Source organism: Tabrizicola sp. (assembly GCF_016793705.1).
Lineage (GTDB): Bacteria > Pseudomonadota > Alphaproteobacteria > Rhodobacterales > Rhodobacteraceae > Tabrizicola.
The window spans coordinates 1-16,894 of sequence record NZ_JAEULO010000073.1; the positions used below are offsets into that span (position 1 = coordinate 1).

Genomic DNA, 16,894 nt, shown 5'->3' on the forward strand with positions numbered 1-16,894 from the left:
GCCCGCAGCAACCGTGAGGACCGGGGTTTTCCCGAGAGCCAGAGGTCTCAGGTGGGCGCCAGATACCTGGACCAGGATCCAGGCAGAGCCAGCCCCCGTTCGCTTGCTTATCGGCCACTGGAAAATTGGCCCCGCACGCGAGGAGCAGAACCCGCCAAGGCAGAAGATAGGGCGTGGATCGGGTCGGTGCAAGCGTCGGCCGGTCCTGCCGGACGGAGGCTCTTGTCTAAAAATTTTCTAGAATATTTTTAGACAAGAGGGCATATCTGGACAGATGTTCACCTTTGGTTCATGATCTTTCGATGGACATGCCCGTCGACATTCCCGAACTCCTGCCCGCCCTGCCGGGCCAGCGCCTGCAACGCGGGGTCTGCCGGGGATTGCGCGCGCTGGATTTCGTCTGCGTCGAGGAGTTGATCCCCGCCTCTGGCCTGCGGGTCGACGTGATGGCGCTCGGGCCGAAGGGCGAGGTCTGGGTGGTCGAATGCAAGTCGGGCCGGGCCGATTACCGGGCGGACCGCAAGTGGCAGGGCTATCTCGACTGGTGCGACCGTTTCTTCTGGGCGGTGGACGCGGACTTCCCGGTGGACCTGCTGCCGCCGGACACCGGGCTGATCCTGGCCGATTCCTACGACGCCGAGGTGGTGCGGATGGCGCCTGAGACTCCTTTGTCCGGCGCGCGTCGCAAGGTGGTCCTGCGCACCTTCGCCCGGGCGGCGGCGGGGCGGCTGCAACTGATGCGCGACCCCGGCGCGGGGGTCTGATGACCAAATTCCTTAAGCAAGGAATTTGTCAAAATCCTTACTCAAGGATTTTGGGTCTGCTCTACCGCGCCGCCACGCCCGCCGAGCCGTCGCCGTCCTGCACCTGAATCAGCCGGGGCGCATCCTTCGCCGCCGTGCCCCGGCCCGAAAGCGAGGGGTTCTGCATGAAGAACTGGTGGCAGTTGAACAGTTTCGCCCCCTCCGGCCCCAGGTCGCGGGCATAGCTGCCGTCGGGCGACAGGACCCAGCTCTGCGCCTCGTCGGCAAGGTTCGCAGCCATGATCTGGCTGAGGATCTGGTTCTTCACCGTCGGGTTCAGCGCCTCGACCAGGGTTTCGACGCGGCGGGTCAGGTTTCGGCCCATCCAGTCCGCGCTGGAAAAGAACACCCGTGCCTTTTTCGTCGGCAGCCCGTGGCCGTTGCCGAAGCACACGATGCGGGAATGTTCCAGGAAGCGCCCGACGATCGACTTGACGCGGATGTTCTCGCTCAGGCCCTTCACGCCGGGCCTGAGCCCGCAGATTCCGCGCACGACAAGGCTGATCTTCACCCCGGCCTGGCTGGCGGCATACAGCGCGTCGATCACGTCGGATTCGATGATCGAGTTCATCTTCGCCCAGATTTCCGCCGGACGCCCGGCCCGGGCATGTTCGGCTTCCGCCGCGATCAGCTCCAGGAGTCGCGGTTTCAGCGTGATCGGGCTGATGGCAAGGTTCTCCAGCCCCTCGGGCTGCACATAGCCCGAGAGATAGTTGAACACCTTGGTCGCGTCGCGCCCCAACGCCGGGTCGCAGGTGAAGAAACTGAGGTCCGTGTAGATGCGCGCCGTGATCGGGTGATAGTTGCCGGTGCCGTAATGCGTATAGGTCACAAGATGGTCGCCCTCGCGCCGGACGACCGTGCTGATCTTGGCATGGGTCTTGTAGTTGACGAAACCGTAGACGACATGCGCCCCCGCCCGTTCCAGTCGGCGGCTTTGCCGGATATTCGCCGCCTCGTCGAAACGCGCCTTCAGCTCCACCAGCGCGGTGACCGATTTCCCCGCCTCCGCCGCCTCGCAGAGCGCGGTGACGACCGGGCTGTCCCAGCTCGTCCGGTAGAGCGTCTGCTTGATCGCCAGCACGTTCGGGTCGGTCGCCGCCTGTTGCAGGAAGCGGATCACCATGTCGAAGGTTTCATACGGATGATGCAGCAGCATGTCCTTCTGCCGAATCGCCGCGAACATGTCGCCCTCGTGGTCCTGCACCCGCTCCGGCACACGGGGGGTGAAGGGCGGCCACATCAGGTCCTTGCGCGAGGGCAGGATCAGTTCCTTGAGGTCGGCGACGCCCAGAAGGCCCTTGACCTCCACCACCTCGTCCTCGCTGACCGCAAGCTCCTCCATGATCAGCGCGCGCAAGTCCTCAGGGGCGCCGGCGGACATCTTCAGCCGGATCACTTCGCCCCGGCGGCGGCGCTTCAGCGCGGTCTCGAACTCACGGACCAGATCCTCTGCCTCATCCTCGACTTCAAGGTCGCTGTCGCGGAGCACGCGGAAGGTGCAATGGCCCCGGTCGGTATAGCCGGGGAAGAGCATGTTGAGGTGCAGCAGCAGCAGTTCTTCCAGCGGCAGGAAGCGATGCTCGCCCTCTTTCCCGGGCAGGGGCACGAAGCGGGCGATCTGCTGCGGGATCGGCAGAAGCGCTTTCAGCTGGCGGCGGTCCGAGGTCCGCTCCAGTTCCAGCGCCAGCGAAAAGCCGGTGTTGGGGATGAAGGGGAACGGGTGCGCCGGGTCGATGGCCAGGGGCGACAGCACCGGGAAGACATTCGACAGGAAATGGCTTTCCAGATGCTTCAGGTCGCGCGCCGTCAGCTTCGGGCGGGCGACGAGGGTGATCCCCTCCGCCTCCATCTCTTTCCGCAGCCGGTTGAAGGTGGTCTGCTGGGTCTGCATCAGCCGCCGCGCCTCGGCGTTGATCAGTTGCAACTGTTCCGCCGGGCTGCGGCCGTCTTCCGACAGCGTCGCATTGCCGTTCCGGACCAGCGCCCGCAGGCCCGCGACGCGGACGGTGTAGAATTCGTCGAGGTTGGTGGCCGAGATCGACAGGAAGCGCAGCCGTTCCAGAAGCGGCACGGCAGGGTTCGCCGCCTCTTCCAGCACGCGCCAGTTGAAGGCCAGCCAGGAAAGTTCGCGGTTGAAGAAACGTCCCGGCCCGGCGGTTTCCGCGAAGGGTAGCTCGACTGGGGCGGGGAAGGCGGAGCGGAGGAAATCGGCCTGGGTCATGGCGGGCTTATGCCGTGCGGATCGTGACGGATTGATGACAGTCTTTCACTCGCCGCCGAAGCTGTCCAGCACCGCGCCCGCCAGCGCCCGGGTGATCGGCCGCCCCAGCGCCAGCGCCTGTGCGTCGAGCGCCGCGACCAGCGCGCGGGCCGAGCCGATGCTGCGGGGCATCCGGCCGACGAGATAGGGGATCAGGTTGGCGGGCACGGCCACTTGCCGGTCGGCAAAAAGCTTGACCAGCACGGCGGAGAGGAGCGCGTCATCCGGGGCTTCCAGGCGGGCGATGGGCGTCGCCTGCATCCGGCTGACCAGGTCGGGGAGACGCAGCCCCCAGTCGCGCGGCGGGGTGCGGGCAGTCAGCAGCAGCGCGCCAGAGGCTGTCACCAGATTGTGCAGATGGAACAGCTGCGTTTCCGCCGGGCCGATCCGGTCGGCATTCTCGACCACGACGGCGCGGCCGGACAGGTCCGCGATCCCGGTTTCGGCCAGCGCGGTGGCGGGCAGGATCACCGCATCGGCCAGCGCGGCCCAGACATGCGCCAGATGGGTCTTGCCCGCACCCTCGGGCCCGACGAGCAGCAGCTTGCGCCCGGGCCAGGTCGCCCATCCCTCGACGGCCTGCAAGGCCAGCGCGTTCGAGGATGCGACGAAGAAATGTTCTCGCGTCATCGCCTCGGTGCCAGGCAGGTCAAAGGCCAGCTGGCGGATCACGCGCTGGAGTCCGATCTGGCCGTCTTGCGGCTGCGCCGGGGCTTCGGGGCCTCGGGCACAGGCAGACTTGCGGTCTGGACGGGCGCCCCGGCCTTGCCCTGGTAGAGAAGGCTTGCCCGGTATTGCTCGATGCCGAACCGGGTGAGGACGCCGATCGAGGCGGCGACGGGCACCGCGATCAGCATCCCCACGAAGCCGAAGACCGTGCCGAAGGCCGACAGCGCGAAGAGAAGCCAGACCGGGTGCAGCCCCACCGACTTGCCGACCAGGCGCGGGGTCAGGATGTTGCCTTCCATGAACTGCCCGACGGCGAAGATCGCGGCGATGATGCCGATCTGCAGCCAGTCGCCCCAGAACTGGAACAGCGCCAGGCCGATGGCCAAGGCGCCGCCGACCAGCGCACCGACATAGGGAATGAAGGTGATCGCCCCGGCAATCGCGCCGACGATCAGTCCGAATTGCAGCCCCGCCAGCATCAGCGCCACGGCATAGTAGGTTCCCAGCACCAGGCAGACCGACACCTGTCCGCGGACGAAGCCCGCCAGCACCGCGTCGATTTCCCGTGCCAGGCGGCGGATGGTGGGGGCGTGGTCCAGGGGCAGCATGCTGTCGATCCGCGCCACCATGTCGTCCCAGTCGAGCAGCAGGTAGAAGGCCACCACCGGCACCACGACGACGAAGAGCACGATGGAGATCACCCCCAGCGCCGAGGACAGCACCCCCTGCGCCAGTTCGGCTCCGCGCGACTGGATGGCGAGACCGATCTCGGCCAGCGTCTGCCGGATGGTCGAGGTGGAATCGGCCAGGTCGGGGAACCGCTCCAGCAGGAAGCCTTGCAGGCGCTTTGCGATGTCCGGCGCGGCATTGATCAGCGCGGTCAGCTGGTGGACCAGCGTCGGGATCACCGCCAGCACCATCAGCACCACCAGCAAGAGCGCGACCAGCGAGATCAGCGTGGTCGCGGCAACGCGGGAAAGGCCCATCCGTTCCAGCCAGTCGGCAACGGGGTCGAGGAAATAGGCGATGGCCCCGCCGACGATGAACGGAAGCAGCACGTCACCCAGAAACCAGATGGCAAGGAAGAAGACCAGGGCGGCGATGCCCCAGTAGCGGATCTGGTGTGACGTCGGCAGCGCCATGCGCGGGTTCCTTCCCTTTGCCCCACATATCACCGCAGGACGCTGACCGCGCAAGGGGCGCGACCGGCGAAACCCCGCTGTCAGCAGGCGCTTAAGGCACCGGCGGTAAGCGGGGCCGCGATGGCGGTGTTGCGGAAAAGCCTGGAACTGCAACGGCATCCGGGGCGCGGTGCCCCGGCTCGGCCCGCGCCCGTGACGGGCAGGCCCAACCGAAAGGCAAGACCATGAAACTGAAGCTTCTCGCGATCCTCGCCCTGTCCTCGCTGCCGGTGGCGGCCGTCGCCATGCCCGTCGTCGGCGACATGATCGGCACCGACCCGGACACCGCCAAGGCGGCGCTGGAGAAGGCCGGCTGCACGGTGAGCGCCTTCGAGGCCGAGGACGGCAAGATCGAGGCCAAATGCACGGACATCGCCACCCAGAAGCCGATGGAGGTCTACATCGACCCGGCGACGGGCAAGGTGGCCGACATCAAGTCGGAAGACTGAGATGGCACCCCCCCGGACCCCGACCCTAGTCGCTTCCCCCTCGCTGTGGGACCCCGTCGTGCGCCTGACGCATTGGGGAATCGCTGCGTCCATCGTGCTGAATGCCCTGTTGGACGAGGGCGGAAGCCTGTTTCATGTCTGGGTCGGCTGGACCGTGATGGCGCTTCTGCTCATGCGTCTGGTCTGGGGGGCGATCGGTCCGGCGGAGGCCCGGTTCTCGGCCTTCCCGCCGAACCCGCTTGCCGCGCTGCGCCACCTGCGCGAGCTGGCGACGGGCAAGGTTCGGCCGCATCCGTCGCACAACCCGGCCGGCGCGATGATGGCCTATGCCCTTTGGGCGACGCTTGCCGTCGTCACGGTGACTGGCCTGATCATGACCGGCGGTGCGACACCGATGCAGGTCGCTTCCGACAAAGCAGCGGTTGCATCTGGCGACTGGTCTGCTTTGATCAAGGACAGTGAAGGCGAGTCTGACGAGGACCGGTCCTTCGGGAAAGCTGCCGAGGAGGTGCATGAAGTGGCCGCGAACCTGTTGCTTGTCCTGGCGGCCCTGCATCTGGCCGGGGTGTTTCTGGAAAGCCGCGCCCTGCGGCGGAATCTTGTAGCGGCGATGCTGACCGGCCACCGCGACAAATGACGGCAAGCCCAGACATCCGCTTGGCCGGGCGGCGCCAGACCGTGGCGCTGTCGGTGTTCCTCTTGATCCAGTCGCTGGGCACCGTGTTCTTCGTGGGCGACGTGATCGGCGACCTGCGGGCCGACCCGTTTTCGGCGCATTTCATCTTCGAGGCGGTGGTGACTGCCGCGCTGGTCCTTGGCATCCTGTTCGGCGCCTTCGCGCTTCGCCGCACGATCGAGCTTCTGCGTGCCCAGGACCAGGCGCTTGCCGTGGCCCGCGGCGCGCTGTCCGACGTGATCGAGACCCAGTTCACCGCCTGGGCGCTGACGCCCGCGGAACGCGACGTGGGCCTTCTGGCGCTGAAGGGTCTGGACGTGGCCGAGATCGCCGAGTTGCGCGGGGCGGCGCAGGGAACAGTGCGGGCGCAACTGACCCGGATCTATTCCAAGGCCGGTGTCTCGGGCCGCGCCCAGTTCGCCGCCTTCTTCGTGGAAGACCTGCTGGGTGCGGGTGTCCCCGAGGTCAACCCCACGGGATAGGGGGCTGCATCAGGCCCTGAGGGCGAAGCCGCGCGACAGATGGTTCCGCACGAACCAGATCATCGCCACCCCCGGCACCAGCGACAGGCAGGTCATCGCCATCACCATGCCCACATCGGTCCGGAAGCTGAACATGGCCTGAATCGCCATGGTGATCGGCTTGCCACCGGTCACCGTCAGGATGCGGGCGAAGACCACCTCGACCCAGCTGAAGATGAAGCAGAAGAAGGCCGCAACGCCGATCCCCGGTGCGATCTGCGGGATCAGGTGGCGGAAGAAGAAGGACGGGCCGGAATGGCCGTCGAGGAAGGCGGTCTCGTCGAATTCGCGCGGCACGGCACGGATGAAGCTCTCCAGCACCCAGATCGCCACAGGCAGGTTGAAAAGGCAATGCACCAGCGCGATGCCGACGGGCGAGTTCACCAGCCCGAAGCGGCTGAACAGGATGAAGATCGGCAGCGACAGCACCACCGGGGGCGTGACCCGGAAGACCAGGATCATCAGCAGGAAATGCCGGTCCCCGGTGAAGCGACGGCGCGCCAGCGCATAGGCCGCGGGCAGGCCGACCGCGATGCAGAGCGCGACGTTCAGGCCGACATAGACCAGCGAATTGACCATCGCCGCCCTGAGTTCCGGCGCGGCGAGGACATTGCGGTAGTTCATCAGGCCGAGCGTCCCCTCGGCCACATCATCCGTCGGCAAGGTGGCTGTGAAGCTGAGGAGCACCGCCTGCACGAGGGGCAGCAGGATGAAGGCCGCAAGGGCCAGGATGCCGAGATGCCTCACTCCTCGCGCTCCCGCGTGGCGGCGACGAAGGCCCAGACCACGGCCAGCACGATCAGGAAATACAGCGTCGCCCGCGCCGCCGCCTGGCCGTAGGAGAAACCCTTGATCTCCTCGCCCAGCTCCAGCGTCAGGAAGCGCGTGGCGTCGTCCGGCCCGCCCGCGTTGATCGCGAAGGCCTCGGTGTAGATCATGAAGCTGTCGACGAAGCGCAGAAGGAACACGATGGCGAGCGCCCCGGCGATCTTCGGCAGCTGGATATGGCGGAACATCGCCCAGCGTGAGGCGCCATCAATGGCCGCGGCCTGCATATAGGCCGACGGAATGGCCGAGAGCCCGGCGTAGGCCAGCACGACGACCAGCCCCAGCCAGTGCCATGTGTCCACCGCCAGGATCAGCGCCCAGGTATGCCAGCCGGTGAACTTCCAGTCGAAGCCGATGGCGGCAAGCCCCGGCCCGAGCAGCCCGCCCTTCGCGTCGATCAGACCCAGCCAGAACATCGGGATCATGTTCCACGGCACCACCAGCGGCAGCGCCACCAGCATCAGCCCCCACACCGCCTGCCTGCCGTAGCCAAGCAACAGAAGCGCCACGCCGATCCCCAAAGGCACCTGAATGGCCAGGGCGAGTGTGGAGAACAGGAGGCTCCGCCCCAGCGAGGCGAGGAAACGGTCCGATTGCAGGATGTCGGTGAACCATTGCGGACCAACCCAGTAGACATCCGTGAGCGAGAAGATGTCGTGGAACCCGTAGTTGATCACTGCCAAGAGCGGCAGCGCGCCCACCAGACCCAGCAGGGCAAGGGCCGGAAGAACCAGGAACCAGGCGCGGTTGTCATGCGGGCGCATGGCGTGGGAGGGGACAGGGGCGGGACGCGAAAGTCAAGGCGTGCGGGGGGGCCTTTCGCAGGGCGACCGAAGGCCGCGTCCCGCCGTTCCGGCCTAGCGCATCAGGTCGCGCTCGCTGAGACCCAGGAGCGCCATGTCTTCGGCGCGGGCGCCCGCATCATCGCCCACGATGAACTCGTCCAGCTGCGGCGGCTTGACCGGGGTGGCGGACAAGAGGCCATGCACCTGACCGCGATGGTGCGTCTGGTGCTGGAAAAGATGCGACAGCACGTCGTCCCGGCGGTCGTGCTGGATGCGCAGGCCCCGGTCGATGGCGACGATTTCGACAAGCCCACCGGGCGAAAGGCTTTCGACATGGGCCAGCAGCGCGCGATCGGACTCCGCCTGCCAGCCGACAAGGGTCGGCAGGTCCGGGCAGAAGGTCGCCTCGTCCAGGGCCGCGCGGTTTAGCGGCCTGCCCTGAAGCGCCCCCAGGTAGAAGCGGTCGACCATGAGGATGTGGTTCAGCGTTGCCTGGATCGACCCGAAGAAGGCCGGGCGCGGGGCGGTCAGCGCGCCGGGCGAAAGCTCTGCACAGGCGCGGTGCAGCCGGGCATTGGCCAGCCGGTTGGCCTGGGCAAGCTTGCGATAGACGCGCAGGGGATCGGTCATTGCGACAGCCCTCGTGAAGTCAGATCACCATCTGCTGACCCAGTTCGATCACCCGGTTGGCGGGCAGGCGGTAGAAGCTGGTCGCATCCGCCGCGCTGCGGGTCAGGGCCAGGAACACGCGCTCCTGCCAGAGCGGCAGGCCCTGCTTTTTCCCCGACTTGAACGACCGGCGGTTCAGGAAGAACGAGGTTGCCATGATGTCGTACTTGATCCCGACCCGCCGCGCCAAGGCCAATGCCTTCGGCACGTTGGTTTCCTCCATATAGCCGAAGATCAGGTTGATCCGGGTGAAGCGGTCGTTGATCGGGGTGATCACCAGCCGGTCCTCTTCCTCGACATAAGGTGTGTTCGCCATGTTCACGCCCACGATCAGGTTCTGGGCATGGACGACCTGGTTGTGCTTCAGGTTGTGCAACAGCGCCGCCGGGGCCACCTCGGGGTCGGCGGTCAGGAAGACGGCGGTCCCCGCCACCTCCTTGATGCGCTTCGATTTCTGGATCGTCGTCATCAGCGTGTCGATGCCGACCGCATCCCGCCGCGCCTGCGCCAGGACGTGTGCCGAGCCGCGCAACCAGGTCCACATCATCAGGCAGAGCGCGGTCGCGATCAGGATCGGCACATAGCCGCCGTCGACGATCTTGGTGGCATTGGCGATCAGGAACATCACCTCGATCGCGAGAAGCGGGCCGATGACCACGTTGGTCAGCAGGGGCGACCAGCCCCAGACCCGGCGGAACAGCACCGTCGCCAGGATCGAGGTAATCACCATGTCCCCCGTCACCGCGATGCCATAGGCCGAGGCGAGGTTGGATGAGGACTGGAATTGCAGGACAAGGAACACCACGCCCGCTGCAAGGATCGTGTTGACCTTGGGCAGGTAGATCTGCCCGACCTGGCTTTCCGAGGTATGCAGGATCTCCATCCTTGGCAGCAGGCCCATGCGGACGGCCTGCTTGACCATCGAGAAGGCGCCCGAGATCACCGCCTGGCTCGCGATCACGGTGGCGCAGGTCGCCAGCAGGACCAGCGGTAGCAGCGCCCATTTGGGGGCCATCAGAAAGAACGGATTGCCAGCCGTGTCAGGATGCGCCAGCACCAGCGCGCCCTGGCCAAGGTAGCTGAGCATCAGCGACGGGAAGACAAGGATCGACCAGGCGATGCGGATCGGGCGGCGACCGAAATGCCCCATGTCGGCATAAAGCGCCTCGCCCCCGGTGACGGCCAGGAAGACCGAGCCCATGACGATCAGCGAGGCATGGCCGTTCTCGATCAGGAACAGCACGCCATGCCAGGGGTTCACCGCGCTGAAGATCGCCCAGTCGTCGCCGATATGGCGCAGGCCCAGGATGGCAAGGGTGAAGAACCAGATCAGCATGATCGGCCCGAACAGGACCGAGACGACCGCCGTGCCGAAGCGCTGGACGAAGAACAGGATCAGGATGATGCCAAGCGTGACGGGGACGACGAAGGGCTCGAAGTTCGGAGCGACGAGAACCATGCCTTCCACGGCGGACAGCACCGACATCGCGGGCGTGATCATCGCGTCGCCGAAGAACAGCGAGATGCCGACCATCCCGATTCCGATCAGCCAACCTGGTCGCGTCGCCAGCGCCTGCTGGATCAGCGCCACCAGCGACAGGGTGCCGCCCTCGCCATGGTTGTCGGCGCGCATGACGAGGATGACGTATTTGACGGTGACGATCAGGATCAGCGTCCAGATCAAGAGCGAGACGATCCCCAGCACCTCATGCCGCATCAGGCCGTTCTCGCTGGCGGTGCGGATCGATTCGCGCATCGCGTAAAGCGGGCTGGTGCCGATATCGCCGTAGACCACCCCGATGCAGCCGAGGATCAGGATGGCAAGGTTCCCCTTAGGACGGTGGTCGGAAACCGTCGACGTGGAGTCCTCGCTTGTTCGGTCTGACATGAGGCACCCCCGGGCGCGTCCCATTTAGCGGAATGCACAAGGGGCGACAAGGTTGCGCAGGCAGGGGGAGGCTCAGCTTGCGTGCGGTCGCGAGGCTGGCGCGATTTCCGGCGCACGGATGGGGTCGAGCCTCACCCTTCGTTAACCATCCCTCCGCCATCTTCTTCCCGACCGCCGCGATTTAATATATGCACATAAATGTGGAACTGGGACGAAACGAAACGCCAGCGGACGTTGCAGGACCGGGACATCGACTTCGCGGATGCGGTTCGGTTCGATTTCCTGAATGCACAAATCCGGCCCGACCTGTGGCGAGACTACGGTGAGCCGCGGTTTCGGGTCATCGGAATGCTCGACGGGCGGCTTCATGTCCTGATCTTCGCTCCGCGCGCGGACGCGCGGCGCGTGATCAGCCTGCGGCGGGCGAATGCAAGGGAGCATAGGAAATGGGCGGCAAGCCAAAACTGACCGAAGACAAACCCGCCGATCCGCCCGGCTTCGCCGAGGATCAGGCCCCGTTTCGCAGACTTCGCCCCGACGAACCGGACGACGAAAACCCGGAATGGACGGACGAAGACTTCGCCAACGCCAAGTCGGTCCGGGACTTCCCGGAACTGGTCGAGATGCTTCAGAAAGAGGGCAAGCTCGGCCGCCGGCCCTTGCCCGACGACAAGCGCAAGCAGCGGGTGACGCTTTACCTCGACCGGGACGTGATCGCGCGGCTGAAGGCCGACGGCAGGGGCTGGCAGACCCGCGCCAATGCGGCGCTGAGGACGGCGCTTGGCCTTTAGGTCGGGGTTCACCCCGCCTCTTCATCCCTAACCCCCGGTTAACGCCCGCAGCCAACTTCTTGGAATCCCTTGGCGAGCCCAACCTGTCCTGCGTGGACACCCCCTCCCGCCTTGCCTGCCGGGACTCAACCCGCTAGGAAACCCAAGACCTTTTCATGGCAGGCCCAACGATGCGTCTCTCCCGCTACTTCCTCCCCGTCCTCAAGGAAAACCCCGCCGAGGCCCAGATCGTCAGCCACCGCTACATGCTGCGGGCGGGGATGATCAAGCAGCAGGCGGCGGGGATCTATTCCTGGCTGCCGCTCGGCTACCGCGTCCTGCGCCGGATCGAGGAAATCGTCCATCAGGAACAGCAGCGCGCCGGGCACATCCCGCTCCTGATGCCCACGATCCAGCCCGCCGACCTCTGGCGGGAATCGGGCCGATATGGCGACTACGGCGAGGAGATGCTGCGGATCACCGACCGCCAGAAGCGCGAGCTTCTCTATGGCCCCACCAACGAGGAGATGATCACCGACATCTTCCGCAGCCACGTGTCCAGCTACAAGGACCTGCCGCTGACGCTCTACCACATCCAGTGGAAGTTCCGCGACGAGATGCGGCCCCGCTTCGGCATCATGCGGGGACGCGAGTTCCTGATGAAGGACGGCTACAACTTTGATGTGGACAAAGAAGCGGCCCTGCACGCCTACAACCGCCACATGGTCAGCTACCTGCGCACCTATGAGCGGATGGGGCTCACGGCGATTCCGATGCGCGCGGCCAGTGGCCCCATCGGCGGCGACAACACGCATGAATTCCTGGTGCTGGCGAATACCGGCGAGAGCGAGGTCTTCTACGACGACCGCGTGACCGCGCTGAAGCTGGGCACCCGCGACATCGACTATGACGACCGCGACCAGGTGGCAAAGGTCTGCGAGGAGTTCACCACCCTCTATGCCCGGACCGACGAGACCCACGATCCGGCGGTGTTCGACGCCGTGCCCGAGGCGCACCGCAAGGTCGGGCGCGGCATCGAGGTGGGGCAGATCTTCTACTTCGGCACCAAATATTCCGAGGCGATGGGAGCCGAGGTGGTGACGAAGGACGGCACCAAGGTTCCGGTCGAAATGGGGTCGCACGGGATCGGCGTTTCCCGCCTTCTGGGCGCGATCATCGAGGCGAGCCATGACGACAAGGGGATCATCTGGCCCGAGGGCGTGACGCCCTTCCCGGTCGGCATCGTGAACCTGAAGCAGGGCGATAGCGCGGCGGATGCGGCCTGCGAGGGGCTTTACAAGGCGCTGAAGGCGAAGGGGCTGGAAGCGCTTTACGACGACCGCGACGAACGGGCCGGGGCCAAGTTCGCCACGATGGACCTGATCGGACTGCCCTGGCGGATCACCGTGGGCCCGCGGGGTCTGGCGAACGGGGTGGTGGAACTGACCTCGCGCCGCACCGGGGAGAGCGAGGAGGTCTCGCCCGAAGCCGCCGTCGACCGGATTGCCCAGATCTACGCCGGGCGCTGATGGAACGGGTCGCGGCCGCGCTCTACGGCCTCGACCTGTTGTTCCTTCTCTCCTTCCAGGTGATGAATCGCGACCAGCCCGCCTTTTCCCGCCCGATCAGCGATTACGGGCTGGGGCGGACGGCGCGGCTCTTCCGGGTCTACCTGATCGCGGGCTGCATCGCCCCGCCGATCCTGGCCTGGCAGGTCCATGCTTCGGGCGACCCCGACTTTCCGGCCTCGGTGCCGGTCTATCTGGGGCTGGTCGCGCTGGGGCGGCTGGGGATCGCGCTTTGGCAGAGCGACCCGCAGGACATGCCGCACAGCCGCCACGGCACCCTGCACCGGGCGGCAACCTTGCTGGCCTTCACCTCGGCCTATATGGCGGTGGTCGAGGCGACGCCGCACCTGGTCGCGCTGCATGAAGGGTGGCGGTCCGTCGCGGACGAGGTCCTGAAGCAGGTGATCAGCATCGGCTTTCTGGCCGTGGTGCTGACCATCGCCTCCTCGTTCCGCCCCTGGTTCGGGCTGGCCGAGCGGGCTTTTCTCTACGCCACCGCGCTCTGGTTCCTGCTGGCCACGCTGACCCTGCCGCCGCTGTGACGGCTCTACGGCGCAGGGGCACCTTGACCTTCGGACGGCGATGACGCCTGATCCCGCGGCGATGGACGGAGGGCAGGCATGGTGAAGGCACTTGTCACCTGGGGCGGATGGGAGGGACACGAGCCCGACAAGGTGGCCGCGCTCTTCGCCGGTTGGCTGCGCGAAGCGGGGATGGAGGTGCAGGTCACGGACAGCCTTGCCTGCTTCGACGACGCCGAGGCGCTGAAGGTGCTGGATCTGATCGTCCCGGTCTGGACCATGTCGAGAATCGGCAAGGAGCAGGCCCTGAACGCCTGCGCGGCGGTGGCCTCGGGGGTGGGGATCGCGGGCTGCCACGGCGGCATGTGCGACGCCTTCCGCGAGAACGTCGACTGGCAGTTCATGACCGGCGCGCAATGGGTGGCGCATCCGGGCAATGACGGGGTGGAATACGGGGTGCGGATGGTGTCGTGCGACCCGCTGGTGGCGGGGGTCGGTGATTTCACCGTCAGGACCGAGCAGTACTACCTGCATGTCGACCCGGCGGTGAAGGTCCATGCCGTCTGCGACTTCCCGGTGGTCGAAGGGCCGCACAGCGTGAACGGGCCGGTGGCGATGCCGGTGGTCTTCACCAAGGGCTATGGCGCGGGCCGGGTCTACTACAACGCGCTGGGCCACCAGAAGGCGGTGATCGACCACGGTCCGGCGGCCGAGCTGATGCGGCGGGGGCTGGTCTGGGCTGCGCGGCGCTGATGGCCTGGGCCCCTTCAGTCGGTGACGTCACGTCGAAGCGAGCGTCCTGACTTGAATTGCGGCGAGGCGGGGTCATCATTTGGCAACATTTCCCAGCCAGACTTTGAGGCATGACCCTGCAAGCCGATCATTACCGCCTTCTGAAACGCGAGCTGTCGCTGGGCGAGCTCTTGGCCGACGGGATCGTCCATGCGCTGGCGCTGCTGGCCGGGCTGATCGCCTTTCCGCTGCTCTTGTTCCACGGGTTGCAGACCGCCGGGATCGGGACCTTCGCGGCGCTGACGGTCTATGCGGGCGGCTTCTTCCTGATGTGGGGCTTTTCGCTGGCCTACAACATGACCCCGCCCTCGGCGCTGAAATGGCTGCTGCGGCGGTTCGACCATTCGATGATCTACGTGATGATCGCCGGGACCTATACCGCGGTGATCCCGCATCTGGAGGGCGGCTGGCCCTGGGTTCTGGGCGCGGTGGTCTGGTCCGGGGCGGCACTGGGCATCCTGGTCAAGGTGGTGCTGCCGGGGCGCTATGACCGGCTGTCGATCCTGGCCTATATCCTGCTCGGCTGGGTGGGGGTGATCGCCATCGGCCCGGTGTCGGCGGCGCTGCCCTCGGTCTCGCTCTGGCTGCTGGTGGCGGGCGGGGCGACCTATGTGGCGGGGGTGGGGTTCTATGTGTGGGAGCGGCTGCGCTTCCAGAACGCGATCTGGCACGGGTTCGTCGCGGTGGCGGCGGGGCTGCATTTCGCGGCGGTAGCGGTGGCGCTGGTTTAGGTGTCCACGGTGGGCAAAGTCTGGGATGCCAGCGAATTCAACGGGTTGAGATTTTTTGTTAAGGATTTGGAAAGGTTTGGCTCGGGAGGGGTCGGGGTGAACCCCGGCCTACCTGGTGCGCCTGGATGCGCACCCTACGGGTGGTCCGGCGGAGTTACCCCACCCCGGCCTTGAGCCGGGGTCTCCCGTTGACCCACGAGGCCCCGGGTCAAGCCCGGGGCGGGGTCTCCAGCGTGACGCCAGGTTGCAAAGCGGACCGCGATCGGCACGCGGGGGTGAGAGGGATGAGACAAACAGTCCGGTGGACTGTTTGCCCGTCGAACGCCCGAGGCCACCTCCGAGGGCCGGGAGGGAGCGATTGGCGCAACGCTGGGGTGCAAGGCTGACCGCGGCCGGCACGCGGGGGTGGGAGCGATAAATCGCGCCCGCCCCCGGGGGGCGGGTCGGGCGCGGTCAGATTTGTTTTGGGCAAATCTGACGGGGTGGGGGTGGTGGGTTGGCCTCGTCCGCACCCTAAGATTGCTTCGGCGTCTGCCCCTCGATAGGTGCTTCTTCCTTCGCCTCCAGCAAGTCAAATGAGAAATCCCTCAACAGGAACGCAACCATTACTACGCCTGCAAGGTTTATTATCACCAACATGGCAATGAACAGTATTTGTCCCAAAAATCCCCATTGATTATCCAAAATTCTCATTGATGCGCCCCAGATCATGAGGAAGTGCAGCAGCGGAAACAAAGCCAATACAAGCAACAGAATGAACGTCAGCGTGCCCGAAAACCAAGCGAATGGTCTCCTGCTAATGAAGAAGTCCGCTCCCCAAATGTTCATCTTTGGCCTGTACAATTTCAGAAACAGCTCTGTAAATTGCTTGGAAGCGTTTACAAAGTCTGGATCAATAGATGAGGGCCCGGAATCCTTGATGCCGTACTGGTTTATTATTCCAGAATAGCATTGCTCGTTAACAAATGCGATGCAAAGGAAGAGGAAGCCAACAGAAATGTAGAGCGACGTGATCTCAAACACAGCCGGAAGGCTGGCGATATCCAAGTCAAAGCCAGGTATCCTCCAGCCGTGGCCATTCAGTAGTAGGAATCGAACGCTGTTCGCAATCACTAATGCCTTGAGCATGTGATCGCGACGTTGAACCGAAACCCTATGATTCTCTAAGAGACCATCAAATACTGGACCGCGAAGCAAGCCCTGAGAATCAAGCGATAGCTCTCGATCAAATGTCATTGTAAGGCGCGTTAAGGGAGTAAGCTTAATTTTGTCGCTCATTCAATATCTCCTAATGAAATTTGAAGGCCTAAAGCTCACACATCCAACTCCTCCACGAACCGCGCGTTCTCCTGGATGTACTGGAACCGCAACTCCGGCTTCTTGCCCATCAGGCGCTCCACCAGGTCGGAGGTGTCCCCCGGCTCGTCCTCGTCGATCGAGACCCGGATCAGCTTCCGCGTCTCGGGGTTCATCGTGGTGTCTTTCAGGTCTTTGGCGTCCATCTCTCCCAGCCCCTTGAAGCGCTGGACGTCGATTTTCCCCTTGCCGCCCAGGCCCTTGGCGAGCCAGGCCTCTTTCTCGGCGTCGTCGGCGACGTACATCCGGCGCGGTCCCTGGGTCAGGCGGTAGAGCGGCGGGCAGGCGAGGTAGAGGTGGCCCTTGTCGATCAGCGGGCGCATCTGGGTGAAGAAGAAGGTCATCAGGAGGCTGGCGATATGCGCGCCGTCGACGTCGGCGTCGGTCATGATGATGATCTTCTCGTAGCGCAGGTCGTCGAGGC

General features: G+C 65.3%; 19 protein-coding genes. 10 read left to right on the plus strand and 9 right to left on the minus strand.

Going from position 1 to position 16,894, the window contains the following annotated elements; translation table 11 throughout:
* Window positions 1-308 precede the first annotated feature (308 nt).
* Window positions 309-764 carry an MmcB family DNA repair protein gene (locus tag JNJ68_RS19325; protein WP_294985430.1) on the plus strand — a complete coding sequence of 152 codons (456 nt, stop codon included), beginning with the start codon at window positions 309-311 and terminating at the stop codon, window positions 762-764.
* A gap of 61 nt (window positions 765-825) precedes the next feature.
* Here the strand turns inward: JNJ68_RS19325 and JNJ68_RS19330 are convergent, their stop codons facing one another.
* The 3 genes from JNJ68_RS19330 to JNJ68_RS19340 are packed head-to-tail and all read right to left on the minus strand — an operon-like array spanning window position 826 to window position 4,877.
* Complete coding sequence (locus JNJ68_RS19330; RefSeq protein ID WP_294985383.1) at window positions 826-3,027, minus strand: RNA degradosome polyphosphate kinase; 2,202 nt, start codon at window positions 3,025-3,027, stop codon at window positions 826-828.
* 45 nt (window positions 3,028-3,072) lie between these two features.
* Entirely contained in the window at window positions 3,073-3,738 is a 666-nt protein-coding gene (locus tag JNJ68_RS19335; protein WP_294985386.1) for a chromosomal replication initiator DnaA, read from the minus strand.
* A complete protein-coding gene (locus JNJ68_RS19340; protein WP_294985389.1) occupies window positions 3,735-4,877 on the minus strand; it encodes an AI-2E family transporter in 1,143 nt (380 codons plus the stop codon). The genes JNJ68_RS19335 and JNJ68_RS19340 overlap by 4 nt, the downstream gene beginning before the upstream one ends.
* A gap of 224 nt (window positions 4,878-5,101) precedes the next feature.
* Here JNJ68_RS19340 and JNJ68_RS19345 point away from each other — a divergent pair, with 224 nt between their 5' ends.
* From JNJ68_RS19345 to JNJ68_RS19355, 3 genes are read left to right on the plus strand one after another with little or no spacing between them, the layout of a single operon-like run.
* A complete protein-coding gene (locus JNJ68_RS19345) occupies window positions 5,102-5,365 on the plus strand; it encodes a PepSY domain-containing protein (RefSeq protein ID WP_294985393.1) in 264 nt (87 codons plus the stop codon).
* 1 nt (window position 5,366) lies between these two features.
* Entirely contained in the window at window positions 5,367-6,002 is a 636-nt protein-coding gene (locus JNJ68_RS19350) for a cytochrome b/b6 domain-containing protein (protein WP_294985396.1), read from the plus strand.
* On the plus strand, window positions 5,999-6,523 hold the full coding sequence (locus tag JNJ68_RS19355) for a helix-turn-helix transcriptional regulator (protein WP_294985399.1): 525 nt from the start codon (window positions 5,999-6,001) through the stop codon (window positions 6,521-6,523). The genes JNJ68_RS19350 and JNJ68_RS19355 overlap by 4 nt, the downstream gene beginning before the upstream one ends.
* Window positions 6,524-6,532: 9 nt before the next feature.
* On the opposite strand, the gene JNJ68_RS19360 is transcribed toward JNJ68_RS19355, so the two are convergent.
* The 4 genes from JNJ68_RS19360 to JNJ68_RS19375 all read right to left on the minus strand — a co-directional run bounded on the left by JNJ68_RS19360 (window position 6,533) and on the right by JNJ68_RS19375 (window position 10,732).
* Window positions 6,533-7,309, minus strand: coding sequence for a carbohydrate ABC transporter permease (locus JNJ68_RS19360; RefSeq protein ID WP_294985401.1), 777 nt, complete (start codon window positions 7,307-7,309; stop codon window positions 6,533-6,535).
* Window positions 7,306-8,154 carry a sugar ABC transporter permease gene (locus tag JNJ68_RS19365; RefSeq protein WP_294985404.1) on the minus strand — a complete coding sequence of 283 codons (849 nt, stop codon included), beginning with the start codon at window positions 8,152-8,154 and terminating at the stop codon, window positions 7,306-7,308. The genes JNJ68_RS19360 and JNJ68_RS19365 overlap by 4 nt, the downstream gene beginning before the upstream one ends.
* 93 nt (window positions 8,155-8,247) lie before the next feature.
* A complete protein-coding gene (locus JNJ68_RS19370) occupies window positions 8,248-8,805 on the minus strand; it encodes a DinB family protein (protein WP_294985407.1) in 558 nt (185 codons plus the stop codon).
* Between the two features lie 19 nt (window positions 8,806-8,824).
* Window positions 8,825-10,732 carry a potassium transporter Kup gene (locus JNJ68_RS19375; protein ID WP_294985410.1) on the minus strand — a complete coding sequence of 636 codons (1,908 nt, stop codon included), beginning with the start codon at window positions 10,730-10,732 and terminating at the stop codon, window positions 8,825-8,827.
* Between the two features lie 198 nt (window positions 10,733-10,930).
* Here JNJ68_RS19375 and JNJ68_RS19380 point away from each other — a divergent pair, with 198 nt between their 5' ends.
* The 6 genes from JNJ68_RS19380 (at window position 10,931) to JNJ68_RS19405 (ending at window position 15,114) form a co-directional block, all read left to right on the plus strand.
* On the plus strand, window positions 10,931-11,200 hold the full coding sequence (locus tag JNJ68_RS19380; protein ID WP_294985413.1) for a BrnT family toxin: 270 nt from the start codon (window positions 10,931-10,933) through the stop codon (window positions 11,198-11,200).
* Window positions 11,179-11,523: a BrnA antitoxin family protein gene (locus tag JNJ68_RS19385; RefSeq protein WP_294985416.1), complete on the plus strand. Its 345-nt coding sequence runs from the start codon at window positions 11,179-11,181 to the stop codon at window positions 11,521-11,523. The genes JNJ68_RS19380 and JNJ68_RS19385 overlap by 22 nt, the downstream gene beginning before the upstream one ends.
* Before the next feature lie 170 nt (window positions 11,524-11,693).
* Window positions 11,694-13,031, plus strand: coding sequence for a proline--tRNA ligase (gene proS / locus JNJ68_RS19390; RefSeq protein ID WP_294985432.1), 1,338 nt, complete (start codon window positions 11,694-11,696; stop codon window positions 13,029-13,031).
* Entirely contained in the window at window positions 13,031-13,612 is a 582-nt protein-coding gene (locus tag JNJ68_RS19395) for a DUF998 domain-containing protein (protein ID WP_294985419.1), read from the plus strand. Before proS ends, JNJ68_RS19395 begins: the two co-directional genes overlap by 1 nt.
* 78 nt (window positions 13,613-13,690) lie before the next feature.
* Entirely contained in the window at window positions 13,691-14,344 is a 654-nt protein-coding gene (locus JNJ68_RS19400; RefSeq protein WP_294985422.1) for a ThuA domain-containing protein, read from the plus strand.
* 110 nt (window positions 14,345-14,454) lie between these two features.
* The gene (locus JNJ68_RS19405; protein ID WP_294985424.1) at window positions 14,455-15,114 is read left to right on the plus strand and encodes a hemolysin III family protein; all 660 of its coding nucleotides are present in this window, start codon (window positions 14,455-14,457) and stop codon (window positions 15,112-15,114) included.
* A 513-nt stretch (window positions 15,115-15,627) separates the two neighbouring features.
* Here JNJ68_RS19405 and JNJ68_RS19410 read toward each other — a convergent pair.
* Both JNJ68_RS19410 and JNJ68_RS19415 read right to left on the minus strand, forming a co-directional pair.
* Window positions 15,628-16,392, minus strand: coding sequence for a hypothetical protein (locus JNJ68_RS19410; RefSeq protein WP_294985426.1), 765 nt, complete (start codon window positions 16,390-16,392; stop codon window positions 15,628-15,630).
* 35 nt (window positions 16,393-16,427) lie between these two features.
* Window positions 16,428-16,894: toprim domain-containing protein (locus JNJ68_RS19415; protein ID WP_294985428.1), on the minus strand; the 467-nt coding region annotated here is incomplete at its 5' end.

Coding starts and splice junctions, on each gene's coding strand:
- JNJ68_RS19325 (WP_294985430.1), top strand. CDS start 309: ATGCCCGTCGACATTCCCGAACTCCTGCCCGCCCTGCCGGGCCAGCGC.
- JNJ68_RS19330 (WP_294985383.1), bottom strand. CDS start 3,027: ATGACCCAGGCCGATTTCCTCCGCTCCGCCTTCCCCGCCCCAGTCGAG.
- JNJ68_RS19340 (WP_294985389.1), bottom strand. CDS start 4,877: ATGGCGCTGCCGACGTCACACCAGATCCGCTACTGGGGCATCGCCGCC.
- JNJ68_RS19345 (WP_294985393.1), top strand. CDS start 5,102: ATGAAACTGAAGCTTCTCGCGATCCTCGCCCTGTCCTCGCTGCCGGTG.
- JNJ68_RS19350 (WP_294985396.1), top strand. CDS start 5,367: ATGGCACCCCCCCGGACCCCGACCCTAGTCGCTTCCCCCTCGCTGTGG.
- JNJ68_RS19355 (WP_294985399.1), top strand. CDS start 5,999: ATGACGGCAAGCCCAGACATCCGCTTGGCCGGGCGGCGCCAGACCGTG.
- JNJ68_RS19365 (WP_294985404.1), bottom strand. CDS start 8,154: ATGCGCCCGCATGACAACCGCGCCTGGTTCCTGGTTCTTCCGGCCCTT.
- JNJ68_RS19370 (WP_294985407.1), bottom strand. CDS start 8,805: ATGACCGATCCCCTGCGCGTCTATCGCAAGCTTGCCCAGGCCAACCGG.
- JNJ68_RS19375 (WP_294985410.1), bottom strand. CDS start 10,732: ATGTCAGACCGAACAAGCGAGGACTCCACGTCGACGGTTTCCGACCAC.
- JNJ68_RS19380 (WP_294985413.1), top strand. CDS start 10,931: ATGTGGAACTGGGACGAAACGAAACGCCAGCGGACGTTGCAGGACCGG.
- JNJ68_RS19385 (WP_294985416.1), top strand. CDS start 11,179: ATGGGCGGCAAGCCAAAACTGACCGAAGACAAACCCGCCGATCCGCCC.
- proS (WP_294985432.1), top strand. CDS start 11,694: ATGCGTCTCTCCCGCTACTTCCTCCCCGTCCTCAAGGAAAACCCCGCC.
- JNJ68_RS19395 (WP_294985419.1), top strand. CDS start 13,031: ATGGAACGGGTCGCGGCCGCGCTCTACGGCCTCGACCTGTTGTTCCTT.
- JNJ68_RS19400 (WP_294985422.1), top strand. CDS start 13,691: ATGGTGAAGGCACTTGTCACCTGGGGCGGATGGGAGGGACACGAGCCC.
- JNJ68_RS19405 (WP_294985424.1), top strand. CDS start 14,455: ATGACCCTGCAAGCCGATCATTACCGCCTTCTGAAACGCGAGCTGTCG.
- JNJ68_RS19410 (WP_294985426.1), bottom strand. CDS start 16,392: ATGAGCGACAAAATTAAGCTTACTCCCTTAACGCGCCTTACAATGACA.